Source organism: Reyranella sp. (assembly GCF_965229815.1).
Classification (GTDB): domain Bacteria; phylum Pseudomonadota; class Alphaproteobacteria; order Reyranellales; family Reyranellaceae; genus Reyranella.
In genome coordinates this window covers 994,482-1,009,462 of the sequence record NZ_CBDDJN010000006.1, presented here as the reverse complement: position 1 = coordinate 1,009,462, position 14,981 = coordinate 994,482, and the positions used below count along the sequence as shown (strand labels likewise).

15 protein-coding genes are annotated in these 14,981 nt (G+C 68.6%); 7 read left to right on the top strand and 8 right to left on the bottom strand.

Features of this window, described 5'->3' with window-relative positions:
* Positions 1–27: 27 nt before the first annotated feature.
* Positions 28–864, bottom strand: coding sequence for an AraC family transcriptional regulator (locus ACO073_RS16210; RefSeq protein ID WP_421998667.1), 837 nt, complete (start codon positions 862–864; stop codon positions 28–30).
* Between ACO073_RS16210 and ACO073_RS16205 the strand changes: the two genes are divergently transcribed.
* Positions 863–1,237 (top strand): antibiotic biosynthesis monooxygenase, encoded by a 375-nt coding sequence (locus ACO073_RS16205; protein WP_421998666.1) that lies wholly within the window; start codon positions 863–865, stop codon positions 1,235–1,237. The genes ACO073_RS16210 and ACO073_RS16205 overlap by 2 nt on opposite strands.
* On the opposite strand, the gene ACO073_RS16200 is transcribed toward ACO073_RS16205, so the two are convergent.
* The 7 genes from ACO073_RS16200 to tpiA form a co-directional block, all read right to left on the bottom strand.
* Positions 1,234–2,079, bottom strand: coding sequence for an alpha/beta hydrolase family protein (locus ACO073_RS16200; RefSeq protein ID WP_421998665.1), 846 nt, complete (start codon positions 2,077–2,079; stop codon positions 1,234–1,236). The genes ACO073_RS16205 and ACO073_RS16200 overlap by 4 nt on opposite strands.
* Positions 2,080–2,124: 45 nt before the next feature.
* A complete protein-coding gene (gene eno, locus ACO073_RS16195; protein ID WP_421998663.1) occupies positions 2,125–3,405 on the bottom strand; it encodes a phosphopyruvate hydratase in 1,281 nt (426 codons plus the stop codon).
* 84 nt (positions 3,406–3,489) lie between these two features.
* On the bottom strand, positions 3,490–4,404 hold the full coding sequence (locus ACO073_RS16190) for a hypothetical protein (RefSeq protein ID WP_421998662.1): 915 nt from the start codon (positions 4,402–4,404) through the stop codon (positions 3,490–3,492).
* Between the two features lies 1 nt (position 4,405).
* A complete protein-coding gene (locus tag ACO073_RS16185; protein WP_421998661.1) occupies positions 4,406–5,194 on the bottom strand; it encodes a hypothetical protein in 789 nt (262 codons plus the stop codon).
* 103 nt (positions 5,195–5,297) lie between these two features.
* Complete coding sequence (locus ACO073_RS16180) at positions 5,298–6,929, bottom strand: CTP synthase (protein ID WP_421998659.1); 1,632 nt, start codon at positions 6,927–6,929, stop codon at positions 5,298–5,300.
* 98 nt (positions 6,930–7,027) lie between these two features.
* Entirely contained in the window at positions 7,028–7,414 is a 387-nt protein-coding gene (gene secG / locus ACO073_RS16175) for a preprotein translocase subunit SecG (protein WP_421998658.1), read from the bottom strand.
* A 61-nt stretch (positions 7,415–7,475) separates the two neighbouring features.
* Positions 7,476–8,231, bottom strand: a complete 756-nt coding sequence (tpiA, locus tag ACO073_RS16170) for a triose-phosphate isomerase (protein WP_421998657.1) — start codon at positions 8,229–8,231, stop codon at positions 7,476–7,478.
* A 127-nt stretch (positions 8,232–8,358) separates the two neighbouring features.
* Between tpiA and ACO073_RS16165 the strand changes: the two genes are divergently transcribed.
* The 6 genes from ACO073_RS16165 to ACO073_RS16140 all read left to right on the top strand — a co-directional run bounded on the left by ACO073_RS16165 (position 8,359) and on the right by ACO073_RS16140 (position 14,965).
* Entirely contained in the window at positions 8,359–10,293 is a 1,935-nt protein-coding gene (locus tag ACO073_RS16165; protein ID WP_421998656.1) for a peptidyl-prolyl cis-trans isomerase, read from the top strand.
* 4 nt (positions 10,294–10,297) lie between these two features.
* Positions 10,298–11,827, top strand: a complete 1,530-nt coding sequence (trpE, locus tag ACO073_RS16160; RefSeq protein WP_421998654.1) for an anthranilate synthase component I — start codon at positions 10,298–10,300, stop codon at positions 11,825–11,827.
* A gap of 61 nt (positions 11,828–11,888) precedes the next feature.
* Positions 11,889–12,701 (top strand): enoyl-CoA hydratase/isomerase family protein, encoded by an 813-nt coding sequence (locus ACO073_RS16155; protein ID WP_421998653.1) that lies wholly within the window; start codon positions 11,889–11,891, stop codon positions 12,699–12,701.
* A 9-nt stretch (positions 12,702–12,710) separates the two neighbouring features.
* Complete coding sequence (locus tag ACO073_RS16150; protein ID WP_421998652.1) at positions 12,711–13,478, top strand: SDR family oxidoreductase; 768 nt, start codon at positions 12,711–12,713, stop codon at positions 13,476–13,478.
* A gap of 48 nt (positions 13,479–13,526) precedes the next feature.
* The gene (locus tag ACO073_RS16145; RefSeq protein ID WP_421998651.1) at positions 13,527–13,832 is read left to right on the top strand and encodes a hypothetical protein; all 306 of its coding nucleotides are present in this window, start codon (positions 13,527–13,529) and stop codon (positions 13,830–13,832) included.
* A 2-nt stretch (positions 13,833–13,834) separates the two neighbouring features.
* Positions 13,835–14,965 (top strand): glutathionylspermidine synthase family protein, encoded by a 1,131-nt coding sequence (locus tag ACO073_RS16140; protein ID WP_421998649.1) that lies wholly within the window; start codon positions 13,835–13,837, stop codon positions 14,963–14,965.
* Positions 14,966–14,981 lie beyond the last annotated feature (16 nt).

Below are 14,981 nucleotides of genomic sequence, written 5' to 3'. Positions count from 1 at the left end.
ATTGGCGGAAATTGCCCGAGCCGCGCCTCAGGCTGCCGCCGCCGCCCGGGCGAACTGGCGCGGCGTGATGCCGTAGCAGCGCTTGAAGTGCTTGTTGAGGGCGCTTTGGTCGTAGAAGCCGACCGCGGTGGCGACCTCGGCCAGGGCCGGTGCGCGTCGCAGGTGTCGGCACGCCATGTTGAGCCGGACCTGAGTCAGGTAGGCGTGCGGCGTCAGGCCGGCCGTACGCTTGAACAGGCCGATCAGCTGGAAGGTCGTGAGCCCGGCATCCGACGCCAGCTCCTCGAGGCGCAGCTCCGACGCGTACTCCGCCTGCATGCGATCGCGGACACGCTCGAAGACCCGGCGGTCGACGGGCGCCGGCGCGATGCGATCGCGGCCACCGCTGCCGTGCCGCGAGAAGAGCCGTCCGAAGCTGCCGACCAGGAGCTCGCGTTCGCGGAAGACGTCGCGCCCCTCCTCGATCGCCTGGTGCATCGCGAGGAAGGCCGCGATGAGGTCGGCGTCGGCGAAGACGTTGCGCGTGAAGTACGGCACTTTCTCGATGCCGAGCCCGTCGGCCAGCCGGTCGAGCGCCGCCTGCGTGAGGTACATCGAGCGGTAGCGCCAGCGTTCGCTCCAGCCCATCGACCCGGCATGCGGCTCGCCCGGATTGAAGACGAACAGGGTCGAGGGCGTGCACTCCTCCACCTGGCCACGGCTCCTGACCACCGAGCCGCCCTGCTCGGTCACCGCCACCACCAGCGCCTCATGAACGTGCGGTGGATACTCGTGCGTCGTGAAGTCGGCGTGCAGCAGGCTGAGACCGGCGAGATGGCGGTCCCACCAGTACTGCGTGGCGTTCCGGGGATCTGTCCGCGCCATGGTCAATTTCTACCAATACCGGGCCCCGGCAGGCCAGTACGACGACGCGATGATTGCCCGACTCTGGCGCGGCTGCGCCGAAACGCCCAAGGCCGACGGCTACCGCCGCCATTTCAGCGAATCGGTGGCGCCCTCGCTGAAGGCGCTCGACGGCCATCGCGGCGCCTGGCTGCTGTCCCGCGACGTCGACGGTCGGACCGAATTCATCGCCCTGACGCTCTGGGAGTCGGTCGCGGCGATCGAGTCCTTCACCGGCCCCGACATTGCCCGTTCTGTGGTCGAGCCCGAGGCCCGCGCCGTGCTGTCCGGCGCCGACGACGTCGCCGTCCACTACGAGGTTGTGTTCCCCGGTGGGCCGTCACGCCGTCCTTAGTCGAGGCGGAGCGCCGCCACGATGGCGGCCCAGGCGGCCGCTCCGAGTCGCCTGTCGGCTTCGTCGTTGCCGCCGTGCGCATGCAGGCTGGAGCGTGCCTTGGTCTCGCCGGGCAGCAGCACGCGATGTCCGGCGTCGGGATCGATCAGGAGGGTGGTCGCCTTCGATGCCTCCGACCGGCGGGCCGAGATGGCGCGGGCGAACATATCCGAAGGCCAAAGCGCGTCGTCGCCGCCCGCGACGAGCAGCACCTCGCCCTCGATCCGATCGACCGGGATGGTCGCGGCTAAGGCCTCGCGGGCAAACCGGCGGAGGCTGTCCTCGTGGAAGCTGCGATAGGCCACCAGGCCGTCGCGCTTCTGCGGCCGCCAATAGGGATCGTAGGCAACAAATGGCAGTGCCGTTCCGCCCAACGTCCAGGACGAGCGTTGCGGCCACGCCTCGCCGTCCCGTCCTGGTCCTGTGTTAGCCCATACGACCGATGAGGGACTGACGGCGATCACGGCATCGACCCGCGGATCCTGGGCCGCAACAAGCAGGGCCGCTTCGGCACCCTTGGACGTGCCGGCGAGCGCGATCCGCTCGCAGCCCCTTCCCTTCATGTAGTCCACGACAGCGACGAAGTCTTCGAGCGGTACCTCGCAGATTCCCGGCACCTGCCCTTCGCCGCCGAACCAGCGCGGCGCCAGGGCGACCGCACCGTGGCGGGCGAAGAGATGCGCGCGCTCGACGTCGGGACGACCGCCCGATCCGTGAAGGACCACGACGCCCAGTCCCGTGCGGGACGACGGCACGATCAGTGTGCCTTGGAGGTCGCCCTCCAGCTGCTCCTCGCGGCCCATTGGCGGCACTGACCTTCCCGCCGGCGATCCCGACCGGCCGGCGCGTTAGCGCCCGCGCAGGATCGAGGTGCCGGCGTAGCGCGCCTGGGTGCCGAGCTGTTCCTCGATGCGCAGGAGCTGGTTGTACTTGGCCAGGCGGTCCGACCGCGACAGCGAGCCGGTCTTGATCTGGCCGCAGTTGGTGGCGACCGCGAGGTCGGCGATGGTCGAATCCTCGGTCTCGCCCGAGCGATGGGACATCACCGCGCCGTACGATGCGTGGCGGGCCATCGACACGGCCTCCATGGTCTCGCTGAGCGTGCCGATCTGGTTCACCTTGACCAGGATCGCATTGGCCAGCCCGTCCTTGATGCCCTGCGCCAGGCGCTCGGGGTTGGTGACGAAGAGATCGTCGCCCACGAGCTGGACCTTCTTGCCGAGCTTGTCGGTGATCGCCTTCCAGCCGGCCATGTCGTCCTCGGCCATGCCGTCCTCGATCGACACGATCGGGTAGCGCTTCACGAGGTCGGCGTAGTAGTCGACCATGCCCGCGGCATCGAGCGACTTCTTCTCGCCCTCGAGCTCGTACTTGCCCTTCTTGAAGAACTCCGTGGACGCCGGATCGAGCGCCAGCATGACGTCCTCGCCGGGCTTGTAGCCCGCCTGCTCGATCGACTTCATGATGAAGCCGAGCGCCTCGTCGGCCGAAGCGAGGTTGGGGGCGAAGCCGCCCTCGTCGCCGACGTTGGTGTTGTGGCCGGCGTCGTGGAGCTGGGCCTTCAGCGCCTGGAAGACCTCGGCGCCCATGCGCAGGGCCTCGGCGAAGCGATCCGCCTTCACCGGCATGATCATGAATTCCTGGATGTCGATCGGATTGTCGGCGTGCACGCCGCCGTTGATGATGTTCATCATCGGCACGGGCAGCACCGACGCCTGGCTGCCGCCGACATAGCGGTAGAGCGGCAGTCCGGCGTCCATGGCCGCCGCCTTGGCCACGGCGAGCGACACGCCGAGAATGGCGTTGGCGCCGATGCGGCCCTTGTTCGCCGTGCCGTCGAGGTCGATCAGGGCCCGGTCGATCTTGATCTGCTCGCGAGCGTCGAGGCCGGCCAGCAGGTCCATGATCTCGGCATTGACGGCCTGGACCGCCTTCAGCACGCCCTTGCCCCCGTAGCGCTTCTTGTCGCCGTCGCGCAACTCGACCGCCTCGTGGGCGCCGGTCGAGGCGCCCGACGGGACGGCCGCCCGGCCCATGGCGCCGCTGTCGAGCTCGACCTCGACCTCGACCGTGGGATTGCCCCGGCTGTCGAGGATTTCACGGGCGCGGACGTCGGCAATGACACTCATCGGCGAAAGCTCCTCTATGGCGCGGCTTGTCTAGCGACCCGTCCGGAGAGGAGCAAGTGAGGGATGGCCGGCGGGTCTGCCGCTCTAGCGCCAGGCGCTCTTCATCGACTGCTCGGTCTTCCACTTCTCGACGCCGGCGACATCGTCGCAGGAGAAGGTCCGGGCGTTCTTGCGCGGCTTGCCCTCGACCCAGGCGAATACCATGCACTCCGGCTGGCTGTCCTTGTCCTTCGCCGTCGCGATGGTCACTTCGGTGGCGACGGCCGCGCCGGCCTTGACGTCGCCGTAGTCGTCGACCGCCGGCAAGATATCGCCCACCGTCCGGCCGCTCGCCTTGGCGTCGGCGTACCATTTGGCGAAGCCGGCGAACTGCTCGCCGGCCGCACCCTTGCCGTCGGCGGCGATGTAGGCCTTGAGGTCTCGCACGAGCGCCTGGCTGGCGGCTTCGGCCTTGGGCTCGGCCGCCTTGCGCCGCTCGGCGAGGCGCGCCTGGAGGGCCTTCAGCGCCTCGGCGTTCGCGTCGGGCTTGGGGGACGACAAGGGCGTCGGCGTCACCGCCGCCGTCTGCGCCGGCGGTTCGATGCGCTTGATCGGCACCTTGGCCGCCTCGGCGTGGAGCTGCTGCGCCTCGGCGGGGGTCAGCTTCCCGACCGGATTGGCCCCGTGACCCTTCTGCCAGTCCTGGATCGCCTTCACCGTGGCGCCGGATTCGAGATTGCCGTCCATCGGGCCGCTGTACTTGTCGAGGGTGCGCAGCGATTGCTGGATGCGCTTGCGCTCCGCCTCCGGACTCTGCAGCACGCTGCCATAGTCGGGCGCGGCCGGCCGGGGGGCGGCAGCGGCCGGTGCCCGCGGCGCGCTCGCCGCGGATGGCGCGGCGTTGCCCTGGTGGCAGGCTGCGGGATTCTGGAAGCAGCGCTCCACCTCCCCCGCGCTTTGCGCGCCGGCGACGGCCGGCAGCAGCGACAGGAGGGCGGCCAGGGCGAAGCGGTTGCGCACGTCAGATCGCACCGTAGGTGCCGGAAGCGAGCTGGGCCGGCAGGCCGATGACCATCACGACGGGCAGCCCCTGCGAGGTCTGCCCGCGGGCGATGATGTGGTCGTTGGGGGCACCGACCTTGCTCTGGTACTCGCCGTTGCCGGCGAACTTGCCGGCGAAGCAGGACAGCGAGAAGCGGCCCGCAGAGGGTCCGGCGTTGGTGAAGGTGCCGTCGCAGACATGCTCGCCGCGCGGATTGTCGACCGAGAACCGGACCGACCGATCGTGCCCGATCAGCGCACCGTACTTCGCGACGCCGTTCAGGCGGGCGACGTTGCCGGTGGAGTCGCGATAGAAGATCGAGACGGGACCGTAGGACTCCGCCGGCATGACGTTGCGGGGAACGAGATAGGTCTCGTTGCTGATCACGGCCTGGCAGCGGCAGTCGGTGCTGTAATTCTCGCCGAGCGGACCGAGCTCCGAGAGCTTGCGGTTGCAGCTCGAGACGGCGAGCTGCTGGACCTCGCTCTCGCTCATGTGACCCTTCGAATAGGAATCGGCGTAGACGAAGGCGCACTGGGCCGGGAGCGGGATCGCCACGACCTTGTGGCTGGCGGTGTTGGTCTCGGGATTCTCCCAGTAGCGCCGCGCCATCTCGGGGAAGCGCAGGAAGACGGCGTCGCGCCGCTGCGCCTTGCCGTAGGGCGACTGCGCCGCCGCCGACTGTGCGCCGGCGTCCGGCGCGAGCACGGCCGAGGCCGGCAGCGCGGCCGAGGCGGCGATGAGAAGAAGGGCCAGGAAGCGTTTCATGCGGACGCGATTCCAGTCGATAAACATGACGGAAATACGACCCCGGCCGGCGCGGCATCCCCGCTCCCGGCCACCTCCCCGACCGGCACGCCAGGACAGCGCGCTAGAACAGCGTGCTCTGGGCCTTGGCCGCACCGATGAACGAGGTGAACAGCGGATGGGGCGCGAACGGCCGGGACTTCAGCTCGGGATGGTACTGCACCCCGACGAACCAGGGATGGTCGGGGATCTCGACGATCTCCGGCAGGATGCCGTCGGGCGACATGCCCGAGAACCGCAGTCCCACCTGCTCCAGCCGGTCCTTGTAGTTGACGTTGACCTCGTAGCGATGGCGATGGCGCTCACTGATCACGTCCTGGCCGTAGATCTCGTGGACCTTGGTGCCCGGCCGCAGATGGGCCGGATAGGCGCCGAGGCGCATGGTGCCGCCCAGGTCGCCGTCGGCCGCGCGCCGTTCGAGCTGGTTGCCCTTGATCCACTCCGTCATCAGGCCGACCACGGCGTGCTCGCAGGGGCCGAACTCGCTCGACGAGGCGTCCTCGATGCCCAGCAGGTTGCGGGCGGCCTCGATCACCGCCATCTGCATGCCGAAGCAGATGCCGAAGAACGGCACCTTGCGCTCGCGGGCGAACTTGACGGCGTGGATCTTGCCCTCGGTGCCGCGCTCGCCGAAGCCGCCCGGCACCAGGATGCCGTGGACGTTCTCGAGATGGCTGACGGCGTCGTCGCGCTCGAAGATCTCGGAGTCCATCCACTCCAGGCCGACCTTCACGTTGCTGCCAAAGCCGCCGTGGGTCAGCGCCTCGGACAGCGACTTGTAGGCGTCGAGCAGCACCGTGTACTTGCCGACCACGGCGATCGTGACCTTGCCCTCGGGCTCGCGCACCGACCGCACGACGCCGCGCCAGCGCTCGAGGTTGGGCTCCTCGTCCGGCTCCAGGCCGAAATAGCGGCAGACCTCGGCGTCGAAGCCCTGCTCGTGGTAGGCGATCGGCACGTTATAGATCGTGTCGACGTCGCGGGCCTCGACCACCCTCTCCGGCTTGACGTTGCAGAACAGCGCGATCTTGCGGCGCTCGTTGGCCGGAATCTCCTTGTCGCCTGACCGGCAGACCAGCAGGTCCGGCTGGATCCCGACGCTCAGGAGTTCCTTGACCGAATGCTGGGTCGGCTTGGTCTTGAGCTCGCCCGCCGTCGGCACCCAGGGCAGCAGGGTGAGATGCACGAACATGGTGCGCTCGCGGCCGAGCTCATTGCCGAGCTGGCGGATGGCCTCGAGGAACGGCAGCCCCTCGATGTCGCCGACCGTGCCGCCGATCTCGACCAGCACGAAATCCTCCTCGCCCGTGTCGGCGACGACGAACTCGCGGATCGCGTCGGTGATGTGCGGGATCACCTGGACGGTGGCGCCGAGATATTCGCCGCGCCGCTCCTTGGCGATCACCGTCGAGTAGATGCGGCCGGTCGTGACGTTGTCGCTCTGCCGGGCATCGACGCCGGTGAAGCGTTCGTAGTGGCCGAGGTCGAGGTCGGTCTCGGCCCCGTCGTCGGTCACGAACACCTCGCCGTGCTGGTAGGGGCTCATCGTCCCCGGGTCGACGTTGAGGTAGGGGTCGAGCTTGCGCAGCCGGACGCGGTAGCCGCGTGCCTGCAGCAACGCCCCCAGCGCCGCCGACGAAAGACCCTTGCCTAGCGAGGAAACCACGCCGCCCGTTATGAAGATAAAGCGCGTCATGGGCCTACAATATACAAAGGCTTGTGGCGTGCGGCCATGGGGATATCGCTCCGCCGGAGAAGCTTCGGCGGAGAAGGCGGAGGCGCACGGTGCCCGTCCTAGCGGGTCGGTGCGGTGGGCGTCGACGGACTGGCCGGAGCGGCGGGAGTTGCGGGCGCCGCGCCGCCGGCGGCGGGTGCCCCCGGCGCGGCGGGAGTCGCCGGCACCTGGTCCATGAAGGAGCGGCCGCTGCGCGACGTGTCGGTCAGGCTCCAGGCCATGATGAGGCTGAGAACGAAGAAGGCGGTGGCGAAGATCGCCGTCATGCGGGACAGGACGTTGGCCTGCCCGCGGACGGAAAACAGCGCATCGGTGCGGCCCATGCCGAGGCCGCCGCCTTCGCTGCGCTGGAGCAGGATGACGACGATCATCGCGGCGGTGACGCCCACGTGGATGATCAGCAGCACCAGCCGCCAGTCGTGCAGAAAGCCTCTTACCGCGTCCATCTTGTCCAGCGCTTCGATAGGAATGGCGGCTCGGTCCGCCAAGCGGGCGCTTCTAACCCCTTTAGGCCGCCTTGGCGATAGCCAAAAATTCGTCGGCCTTGAGGCTGGCGCCGCCCACCAGGCCGCCATCGACGTCGCCGGCGGCCAGCAGCTCCGCCGCGTTGCTGCCCTTCATGGAGCCGCCGTAAAGCAGGCGGACCGAAGTGGCGCCTTCCATGATGCCGCCCAGCACCTTGCGAATATGCGCATGGGCTACGGCAACCTCGGGCGTAGTCGGCGTCTTGCCGGTGCCGATGGCCCAGACGGGCTCGTAGGCCACGACCAGCCGGTCGGCCGTTGCCCCGCCCGGGACGCTGCCCGTGAGCTGGCCTTCGAGCACCGCCAGCGTCCGCCCCGCCTCGCGCTCATCGAGCGTCTCGCCGATGCAGACGATCGGCGTCAGCCCGGCCCGCCACGCGGCCTCGGCCTTCGCGCGGACGATGGCGTCGGTCTCGCCGCAGTCGGCGCGGCGCTCGGAATGGCCGACAATGACGTGGCTCGCGCCGGCGTCGCGCAGCATCTCGGCGGAGACGTCGCCGGTATGGGCGCCGCTCGCCTTGGCATGGCAGTTTTGACCGCCGACCAAGAGGCCGCTGCCGCGCACCGCAGCGGCGACCGCGAGCACGAGCGTCGACGGCGGACAGACGAGAACCTCGCGATCCGCCCAGGCCGCCTGCCGCACGCCCTCGGCCACCGCCTTGGCCAGCGCGATGCCGTCGGCCTGCAGGCCGTTCATCTTCCAGTTGCCCGCAATCAGCGGCCGCCTCGTTCGCGCCATCGAATTTCCCTATTTGCTGCCGAGCCGCTGTAGCGGCTGCCGGCCGCACGGTCAAAGGCCGCTTGGTTGCCTGCCCGGGGACCGGGTGGTAGGCATGCGCGCCTGACAAACCTCGCTGCCGGTTTCCGTGAATCAATTCCGCAAATACGCCCGCTACATCGTCCTTTTCATCCTCTTTGGCATGCTGATCGTCAGCTTCGCGCTGTGGGGCGTCGGCGACATGCTGAGGATGGGCGGCAGCGGCACGGAAGTCGCTCATGTCGGCGGTTACCGTGTCCCCGTCTACGGCTGGGTCGGCGGCTCATCGGTCTCCATCAACGAGGTACGCGACCAGTTCAATCGTCAGCTCGAGGGCATCCAGCGCCAGACCGGCCAGCGTCCCGAGCCCGAGCAGGCGCTGCGCTTCGGCCTGCACGTGCGCGCCCTCGAGGAGGTGATCCAGCGCGCCGTGCTCGACCATGCCATCAACGAGCTCGGCCTGGTCGTCAGCGACGAGGCGGTGCGCGCCGCGATCGCCCGCAATCCGGCCTTCCAGAACACCGCCGGCTCGTTCGATCCGATGCTCTACCGCAACCGCCTGCAGCAGGCCCGCATCACCGAGCAGCAGTACGTCGCCGACATTCGCCGCGAGATCGCCGCCAGCCAGCTGTTCGGCGTGATCCGCCAGCAAGGGTTGGCGCCGGTGTCGCTGCGCGACGACATCTACAAGATGGAGGGCGAGAAGCGCGTGGCCGAGACGATCTACGTCCCGGACTCCCTGATCGTCGACGTGCCCAAGCCCAGCCAGGAGCAACTCACCGCCTACTTCGACGCCAACAAGGCGAAGTTCGAGATTCCGGAGTTCCGCGCCTTCTCCTACGTGCTGCTGACGACCGACGAGATCCTGCCGCAGGTCTCGGTGTCCTCCGACATGCTGAAGCAGGAGTACGCGGCGCGGTCCGCCGAGTACGGCACGCCCGAGAAGCGCGACGTCGACCAGGCGATGGCCGACAGCGAGGACAAGGCAAAGGCGATCATCGCCGCCGTGAAGGGCGGCAAGTCGCTGGAGGACGCCGCCAAGGAAGTGCTCGGCACCACCGACGGGGTGATCAAGCTCGGCCCCGTCACCCAGAAGGACCTCCCGCCGGGCCCGCTGGCCGACGGCGTCTTCGCCCTGCCGAAGGGCGTCGCCGATGCGCCCATCCAGTCGCCGCTCGGCTGGCACGTGGTGCGCGTCAACGACATCCAGGCCGGCAAGGTGGTGCCGTTCGACGAGGTCAAGGACAAGCTCGAGAAGGATCTCAAGATGCAGCAGGCGCCGGACCTGCTGATCAAGCAGGTCACGGACTTCGAGCGCGTGCTGTCGAAGACCCAGTCGATGAAGGCCGCGGCCGAGGATCTCGGGCTCAAGGTCCGCACCTACGAGAATGTCGACGCCCGCGGCCAGGATGCCCAGGGCAAGCAGGTCGTGATCGGCCCGGCCGCCCACGAGCTGGTGCAGGCGGCGTTCTCGACCCGGGAGAGTTCGGAGAGCGACCTGATCGAGACCCCGCGCGGCGAGTATTTCGTGGTCCGCACGGACCGCATCACGCCGGCCCGCACCCCGACCCTGAACGAGGTAGAAGCCAAGGTCATCGAGGCCTGGCAGCAGGAGGAGCGCCGCAAGCTCGCCGATGCCAAGGTCAAGGAGGCCGTCGAGAAGGCCAATGCCGGCACGGGCTTCGAGGCGCTGTCCAAGGAACTCGGCGTCGACATCCGGACGACCAAGGCCGTGTCGCGCTACGAGAACGACCAGGGCAACTACCTCACCCAGCCCGTCGTGCAGGAACTGTTCCGCCTCAAGCCCGACCAGGCGCAGTCCGTCCGCACCGCCGAGGGAAGCGTGATCGTGCGCGTGAAGCAGGTCGAGCCGGTCGACCTCGAGAAGAACAAGGAGGCGCTGGACCGCTTCGGCAAGCAGCTCGACACGATGGTCGCCAACGACCTCATCCTCGAGCTGGTCGCCGCCCTGCGCAGCAAGTACGGCGTGTCGGTCGACGAGCCGGTCTTCACCGCCGCCTTCCGCCCGCAGGGACAGCAATAGTCCGATGATCTCCCCCGAGTTCGACGCGTTCGCCAGGACCTACGATGCCGGCAGGCCCCAGGTCGTCTCGACCAAGCTGGTGGCCGATCTCGAGACCCCGGTGTCGGCCTATCTCAAGCTGGCCGACGGCCGCGCCAATTCCTTCCTGCTCGAATCGGTGGAAGGTGGCTCGGTCCGCGGCCGCTACTCGATCATCGGCTTCAAGCCCGACGTGATCTGGCGCTGCCGCAAGGGCCAGGCCGAGATCAACCGCCGCGCCCGCAGCGACGGACAGGCCTTCGAGCCGCTCGACGGCCGTCCGCTCGAGACGCTGCGCCAGCTCGTCCGCGAGTGCCAGATGGAGCTGCCGCCCGGCCTGCCGCCGATGGCGTCCGGCCTGTTCGGCTTCCTGGGCTACGACATGGTCCGCGACATGGAGCGGCTGCCCGACACGAACCCCGATCCGATCGGGCTGCCCGACGCGATCATGGTGCGGCCGACCATCATCTGCATCTTCGACCGTCTCGAGGACAACGTGACCCTGGTGACCCCGGCCTGGCCGGTGGCCGGTACGAGCGCCCGCGCCGCCTACGAGGCCGCCGGCGAACGCCTGGCCGATGCCGCGTCCGATTTCGAGCGCGCCCTTCCCTTCCGTCGCGACAGTGCCGACGAGCTCGACGAGCTGCCCGAGCCCGAAGCCAACATGTCGAAGGAAGACTTCAAGAAGATGGTGGCGACCTGCAAGGAGTACATCCTCGCCGGTGACGCCTTCCAGATCGTGCCGTCGCAGCGGTTCTCGATGCCGTTCACGCTGCCGCCGCTGTCGCTCTACCGGGCGCTGCGCCGCATCAACCCCTCGCCCTTCCTGATCTTCTTCGACTATGGCGACTTCTCGATCGTGGGGTCGAGCCCCGAGATCCTGGTCCGGCTGCGCGACAATATCGTCACCATCCGCCCGCTCGCGGGCACGATCCGCCGCGGCGCCACGCCCGAGGAGGACAAGCAGCTCGCCGACAAGCTGCTGGCCGATCCCAAGGAGCATGCCGAGCATCTGATGCTGGTCGACCTGGCCCGCAACGACGTCGGCCGCGTCTCCAGGATCGGCTCGGTGCGCGTCGTCGAGCAGTTCACGATCGAGAAGTACAGCCACCTTCAGCACATCTCGAGCCACGTCGAGGGCACGCTCGAAGACGGGCTCGACGCGATCGACGCGCTGAAGGCGGGCTTTCCCGCCGGCACGCTGTCGGGCGCGCCCAAGGTGCGCGCCATGGAGATCATCGACGAGGTCGAGCCGGTGCGCCGCGGCATCTATGCCGGCTGCGCCGGCTACTTCGCCGCCAACGGCTCGATGGACACCTGCATCATGCTGCGCACGGGGCTGGTGAAGGACGAGACGCTCTACGTCCAGGCGGGCGTCGGCGTCGTGGCCGATTCCGACCTCGAGGCCGAGTACCAGGAGAGCGTGCTCAAGGCGCGCGCCCTGGTGAAGGCGGCGGAAGAAGCGGTGCGCTTCGCCAATGCCGGCCAGTGGAGCGCCGGCAACACGCGGCGCTGAGCGCGCCACTGGAGCGGCGCACGCCCAGCCGGTAGGCTCCTCCGCAACGGAGGAGACGTCGATGTCCGACTGGCAAAATCGCTACCAGCGCCTGCTGTTCGATCGCCCGCATCCCAAGGTGCTGCGGGTGACGATGAACCGGCCCGAGAAGTACAACGCGACCGACTCGCTGATGCACACCGAGCTGGTCAACGTGTGGCGCGACATCGACGGCGACGACACCGTCAACTGCGTGATCATCCAGGGCGCCGGCGGCAAGGTGTTCTCGGCGGGCGGCGACTTCGACCTCATCGAGAACAACATGAAGGACTTCAACGCGCTGCTCCGGACCTGGAAGGAGGCGCGCGACATCGTCTACAACGTCATCAACTGCTCCAAGCCGATCGTCAGCACCATGCGCGGCCCCGCGGTCGGCGCGGGCCTGGTCGCCGGCATCCTGGCCGACGTGTCGATCGCCTCCAAGAAGGCCCGCATCATCGACGGCCACACGCGGCTCGGCGTCGCCGCCGGCGACCACGCGGTCATCGTCTGGCCGCTGCTCTGCGGCATGGCCAAGGCCAAGTACTACCTGCTCCTCTGCGAGGCCGTCGACGGCGAGGAAGCCGAGCGCATCGGCCTCGTCTCCCTGTGCGTCGAGGACGACCAGCTCGAAGCCAAGGGGCTGGAGGTCGCGACCAAGCTGGCTGAAGGCGCGCAGACCTCGATCCGCTTCACCAAGTACGCGCTGAACAACTGGCTGCGCATGATGGGACCGTCGTTCGACGCCTCGACGGCGCTCGAGATGCTGGGCTTCATGGGGCCCGAGGTGAAGGAAGGCTTGGCTTCCCACCTCGAGAAGCGCAAGCCGAAATTCGATCCCTACTCGCCGCTCTAGGAGCCGACCATGCGCGGACTCGACAGGAAGTGCGTCATCGTCACCGGCGGTGGCGGCGCGATCGGCGGCGCCATCTGCCGGCGCTTCGCCGGCTACGGCTGTGCCGTCGGCATCTTCGACAGGAACCTCGCGGCGGCCGAGGCGGTCGCGGCCGACATCCGCAAGGGCGGCGGCAGGGCCTTCGTCTCCGGTGTCGACATCGCCGACTACGGTGCGGTGGCGAAGGACATCGCAGGGTTCGAGGCCGAGATCGGCCCGACCGACATCCTGGTGAACAACGCCGGCTGGGACCGTTTCGTCAACTTCGTCGACACGACGCCGGACCTCTGGGACCAGCTCATCGCCATCAACCTGCGCGGCCCGCTCAACATGACCCATGTCGTGCTGAAGGGGATGGCGAGCCGCGGCCACGGCCGGGTCGTCAATATCGCTTCCGATGCCGGACGGGTCGGTTCCTCGCAGGAGGCGGTCTACTCGGCCTGCAAGGGCGGCATCATCGCCTTCACCAAGACGGTGGCCCGCGAGATGGCGCGCAAGGGCATCACGCTCAACGCCGTGTGTCCCGGTCCGACGGACACGCCGCTCCTGGCCGCCGTCGCCGGCGACGACGAACGCGGGCAGAAGGTCCGCGCCGCCCTGATCGGGGCCATTCCGATGAAGCGGGTGGGGCAGCCCGAGGACATTCCCGGCGCCGTGTGCTTCCTCGCCAGCGACGACGCGGCCTTCATCACCGGCCAGACGATCAGCGTGTCCGGCGGGCTGACGATGCACGGCTAGACGTGCATCGCGCTTGATAAAGCCTGCCGGCCTGCCGATCTTTCAGCCATGTCGTCGCCCGATCCCAGCCGCCCGCGCATGTCGCGCGGCATCAAGCTCGTCCTGATGGGCGTTGCGGGTGCCGCCCTGCTCTATTCCTGCGCCCCCGGCATCGGTGCGGGCCTGGGCGCCCTGCCCTACCTGTGGTTCCTGCCCAACCCCTTCTTCCGCGGCGCCGCGGTCTCGACGCCGACGCCAGCAACGGCCCCGGGCCAGGCCACGACTAAGCCCGCGCCCGGTCAGGCCGCGCCGGCGCAGAGCCAGCGCGGCGGCTTCGGCTCGACCGGGAGCGCCGGCTCCGGCGGGTCGAGCTAGCGATGCGTCGCGAGGCGGTGACGCCCCGTCCGGGCTGGCAGCGGAAGCTCGAGGAGCTGGGCTTCGACTACTACGTCATGGACGGGCGCGCCTACTGGACGGAGCAGGCCTGCTACGCCTTCTCGGTCGACGAGATCGACCAGCTCGAGGCAGCCACCGAGGAGCTGCACGGCATGTGCCTCAAGGCCGTCGAGCATGTGGTCTCGAACCGGCTTTGGCAGCGCATGCAGATCCCGCCGGCCTGGGGCGACTATATCGAGCGCGTCTGGCGGCGCTCGGACCCGACCGTGTATGGCCGCTTCGACCTCGCCTTCGACGGCAAGGGGCCGCCCAAGCTGCTCGAGTACAACGCCGACACGCCGACCGCGCTCTACGAGGCCGCCGTCGTGCAATGGTACTGGCTGAAGGACGTGAAGCCAGGGGCCGACCAGTTCAACTCGATCCACGAGAAGCTGATCGACGCCTGGCGCGGGATCCTGAAGCGGCTGCCGCCGGAAGGGCTGGTGCATTTCGCCCGCTTCGAGGAGCAGCCCGAGGAGTTCGCCACGTCGGAGTATCTGCGCGACACCGCCCTGCAGGCCGGTCTCGCCGGCAAGCCGCTCGCGGTCTCGCAGATCGGCTGGAACGGCCGGCGCTTCACCGATCCCGATGAGATGCCGATCCAGGTCCTCTGCAAGCTCTATCCCTGGGAATGGATGGTCCGCGAGGCGTTCGGCACCCACGTGCCCACCGACACGACCGCTTTCCTGGAGCCGGCCTGGAAGATGATCCTGAGCAACAAGATGCTGCTCCCGCTCCTGTGGGAAGGCTTCCCGGGGCATCCAAACCTGCTGCCGACCTTCGACCGCGAGCATCCCGATCTCGGCGGCGCCTTCGTGAAGAAGCCGGTGTTCGGCCGCGAGGGACACAATGTGACGATCGTGGCACCCGGACTCTTCGACACGGCCGGAGGCAGCTACGGCGCCGAAGGCTTCGTCTGGCAGGCCTATCACGCGCTGCCCGCCTTCGACGGCAATCACGCGCTGGTCGGTTCCTGGGTCATCGAGGGCGTGCCGGCCGGCATCGGCATGCGCGAGGACGAGCGGCGCATCACCCACAACAACAGCCGCTTCGTGCCTCACTATTTCGAGTAGCCCGCGCTGGCGGTCG

Coding starts and splice junctions, on each gene's coding strand:
- ACO073_RS16205 (WP_421998666.1), top strand. CDS start 863: ATGGTCAATTTCTACCAATACCGGGCCCCGGCAGGCCAGTACGACGAC.
- ACO073_RS16210 (WP_421998667.1), bottom strand. CDS start 864: ATGGCGCGGACAGATCCCCGGAACGCCACGCAGTACTGGTGGGACCGC.
- ACO073_RS16200 (WP_421998665.1), bottom strand. CDS start 2,079: ATGGGCCGCGAGGAGCAGCTGGAGGGCGACCTCCAAGGCACACTGATC.
- eno (WP_421998663.1), bottom strand. CDS start 3,405: ATGAGTGTCATTGCCGACGTCCGCGCCCGTGAAATCCTCGACAGCCGG.
- ACO073_RS16185 (WP_421998661.1), bottom strand. CDS start 5,194: ATGAAACGCTTCCTGGCCCTTCTTCTCATCGCCGCCTCGGCCGCGCTG.
- ACO073_RS16180 (WP_421998659.1), bottom strand. CDS start 6,929: ATGACGCGCTTTATCTTCATAACGGGCGGCGTGGTTTCCTCGCTAGGC.
- secG (WP_421998658.1), bottom strand. CDS start 7,414: ATGGACGCGGTAAGAGGCTTTCTGCACGACTGGCGGCTGGTGCTGCTG.
- tpiA (WP_421998657.1), bottom strand. CDS start 8,231: ATGGCGCGAACGAGGCGGCCGCTGATTGCGGGCAACTGGAAGATGAAC.
- trpE (WP_421998654.1), top strand. CDS start 10,298: ATGATCTCCCCCGAGTTCGACGCGTTCGCCAGGACCTACGATGCCGGC.
- ACO073_RS16155 (WP_421998653.1), top strand. CDS start 11,889: ATGTCCGACTGGCAAAATCGCTACCAGCGCCTGCTGTTCGATCGCCCG.
- ACO073_RS16150 (WP_421998652.1), top strand. CDS start 12,711: ATGCGCGGACTCGACAGGAAGTGCGTCATCGTCACCGGCGGTGGCGGC.
- ACO073_RS16145 (WP_421998651.1), top strand. CDS start 13,527: ATGTCGTCGCCCGATCCCAGCCGCCCGCGCATGTCGCGCGGCATCAAG.
- ACO073_RS16140 (WP_421998649.1), top strand. CDS start 13,835: ATGCGTCGCGAGGCGGTGACGCCCCGTCCGGGCTGGCAGCGGAAGCTC.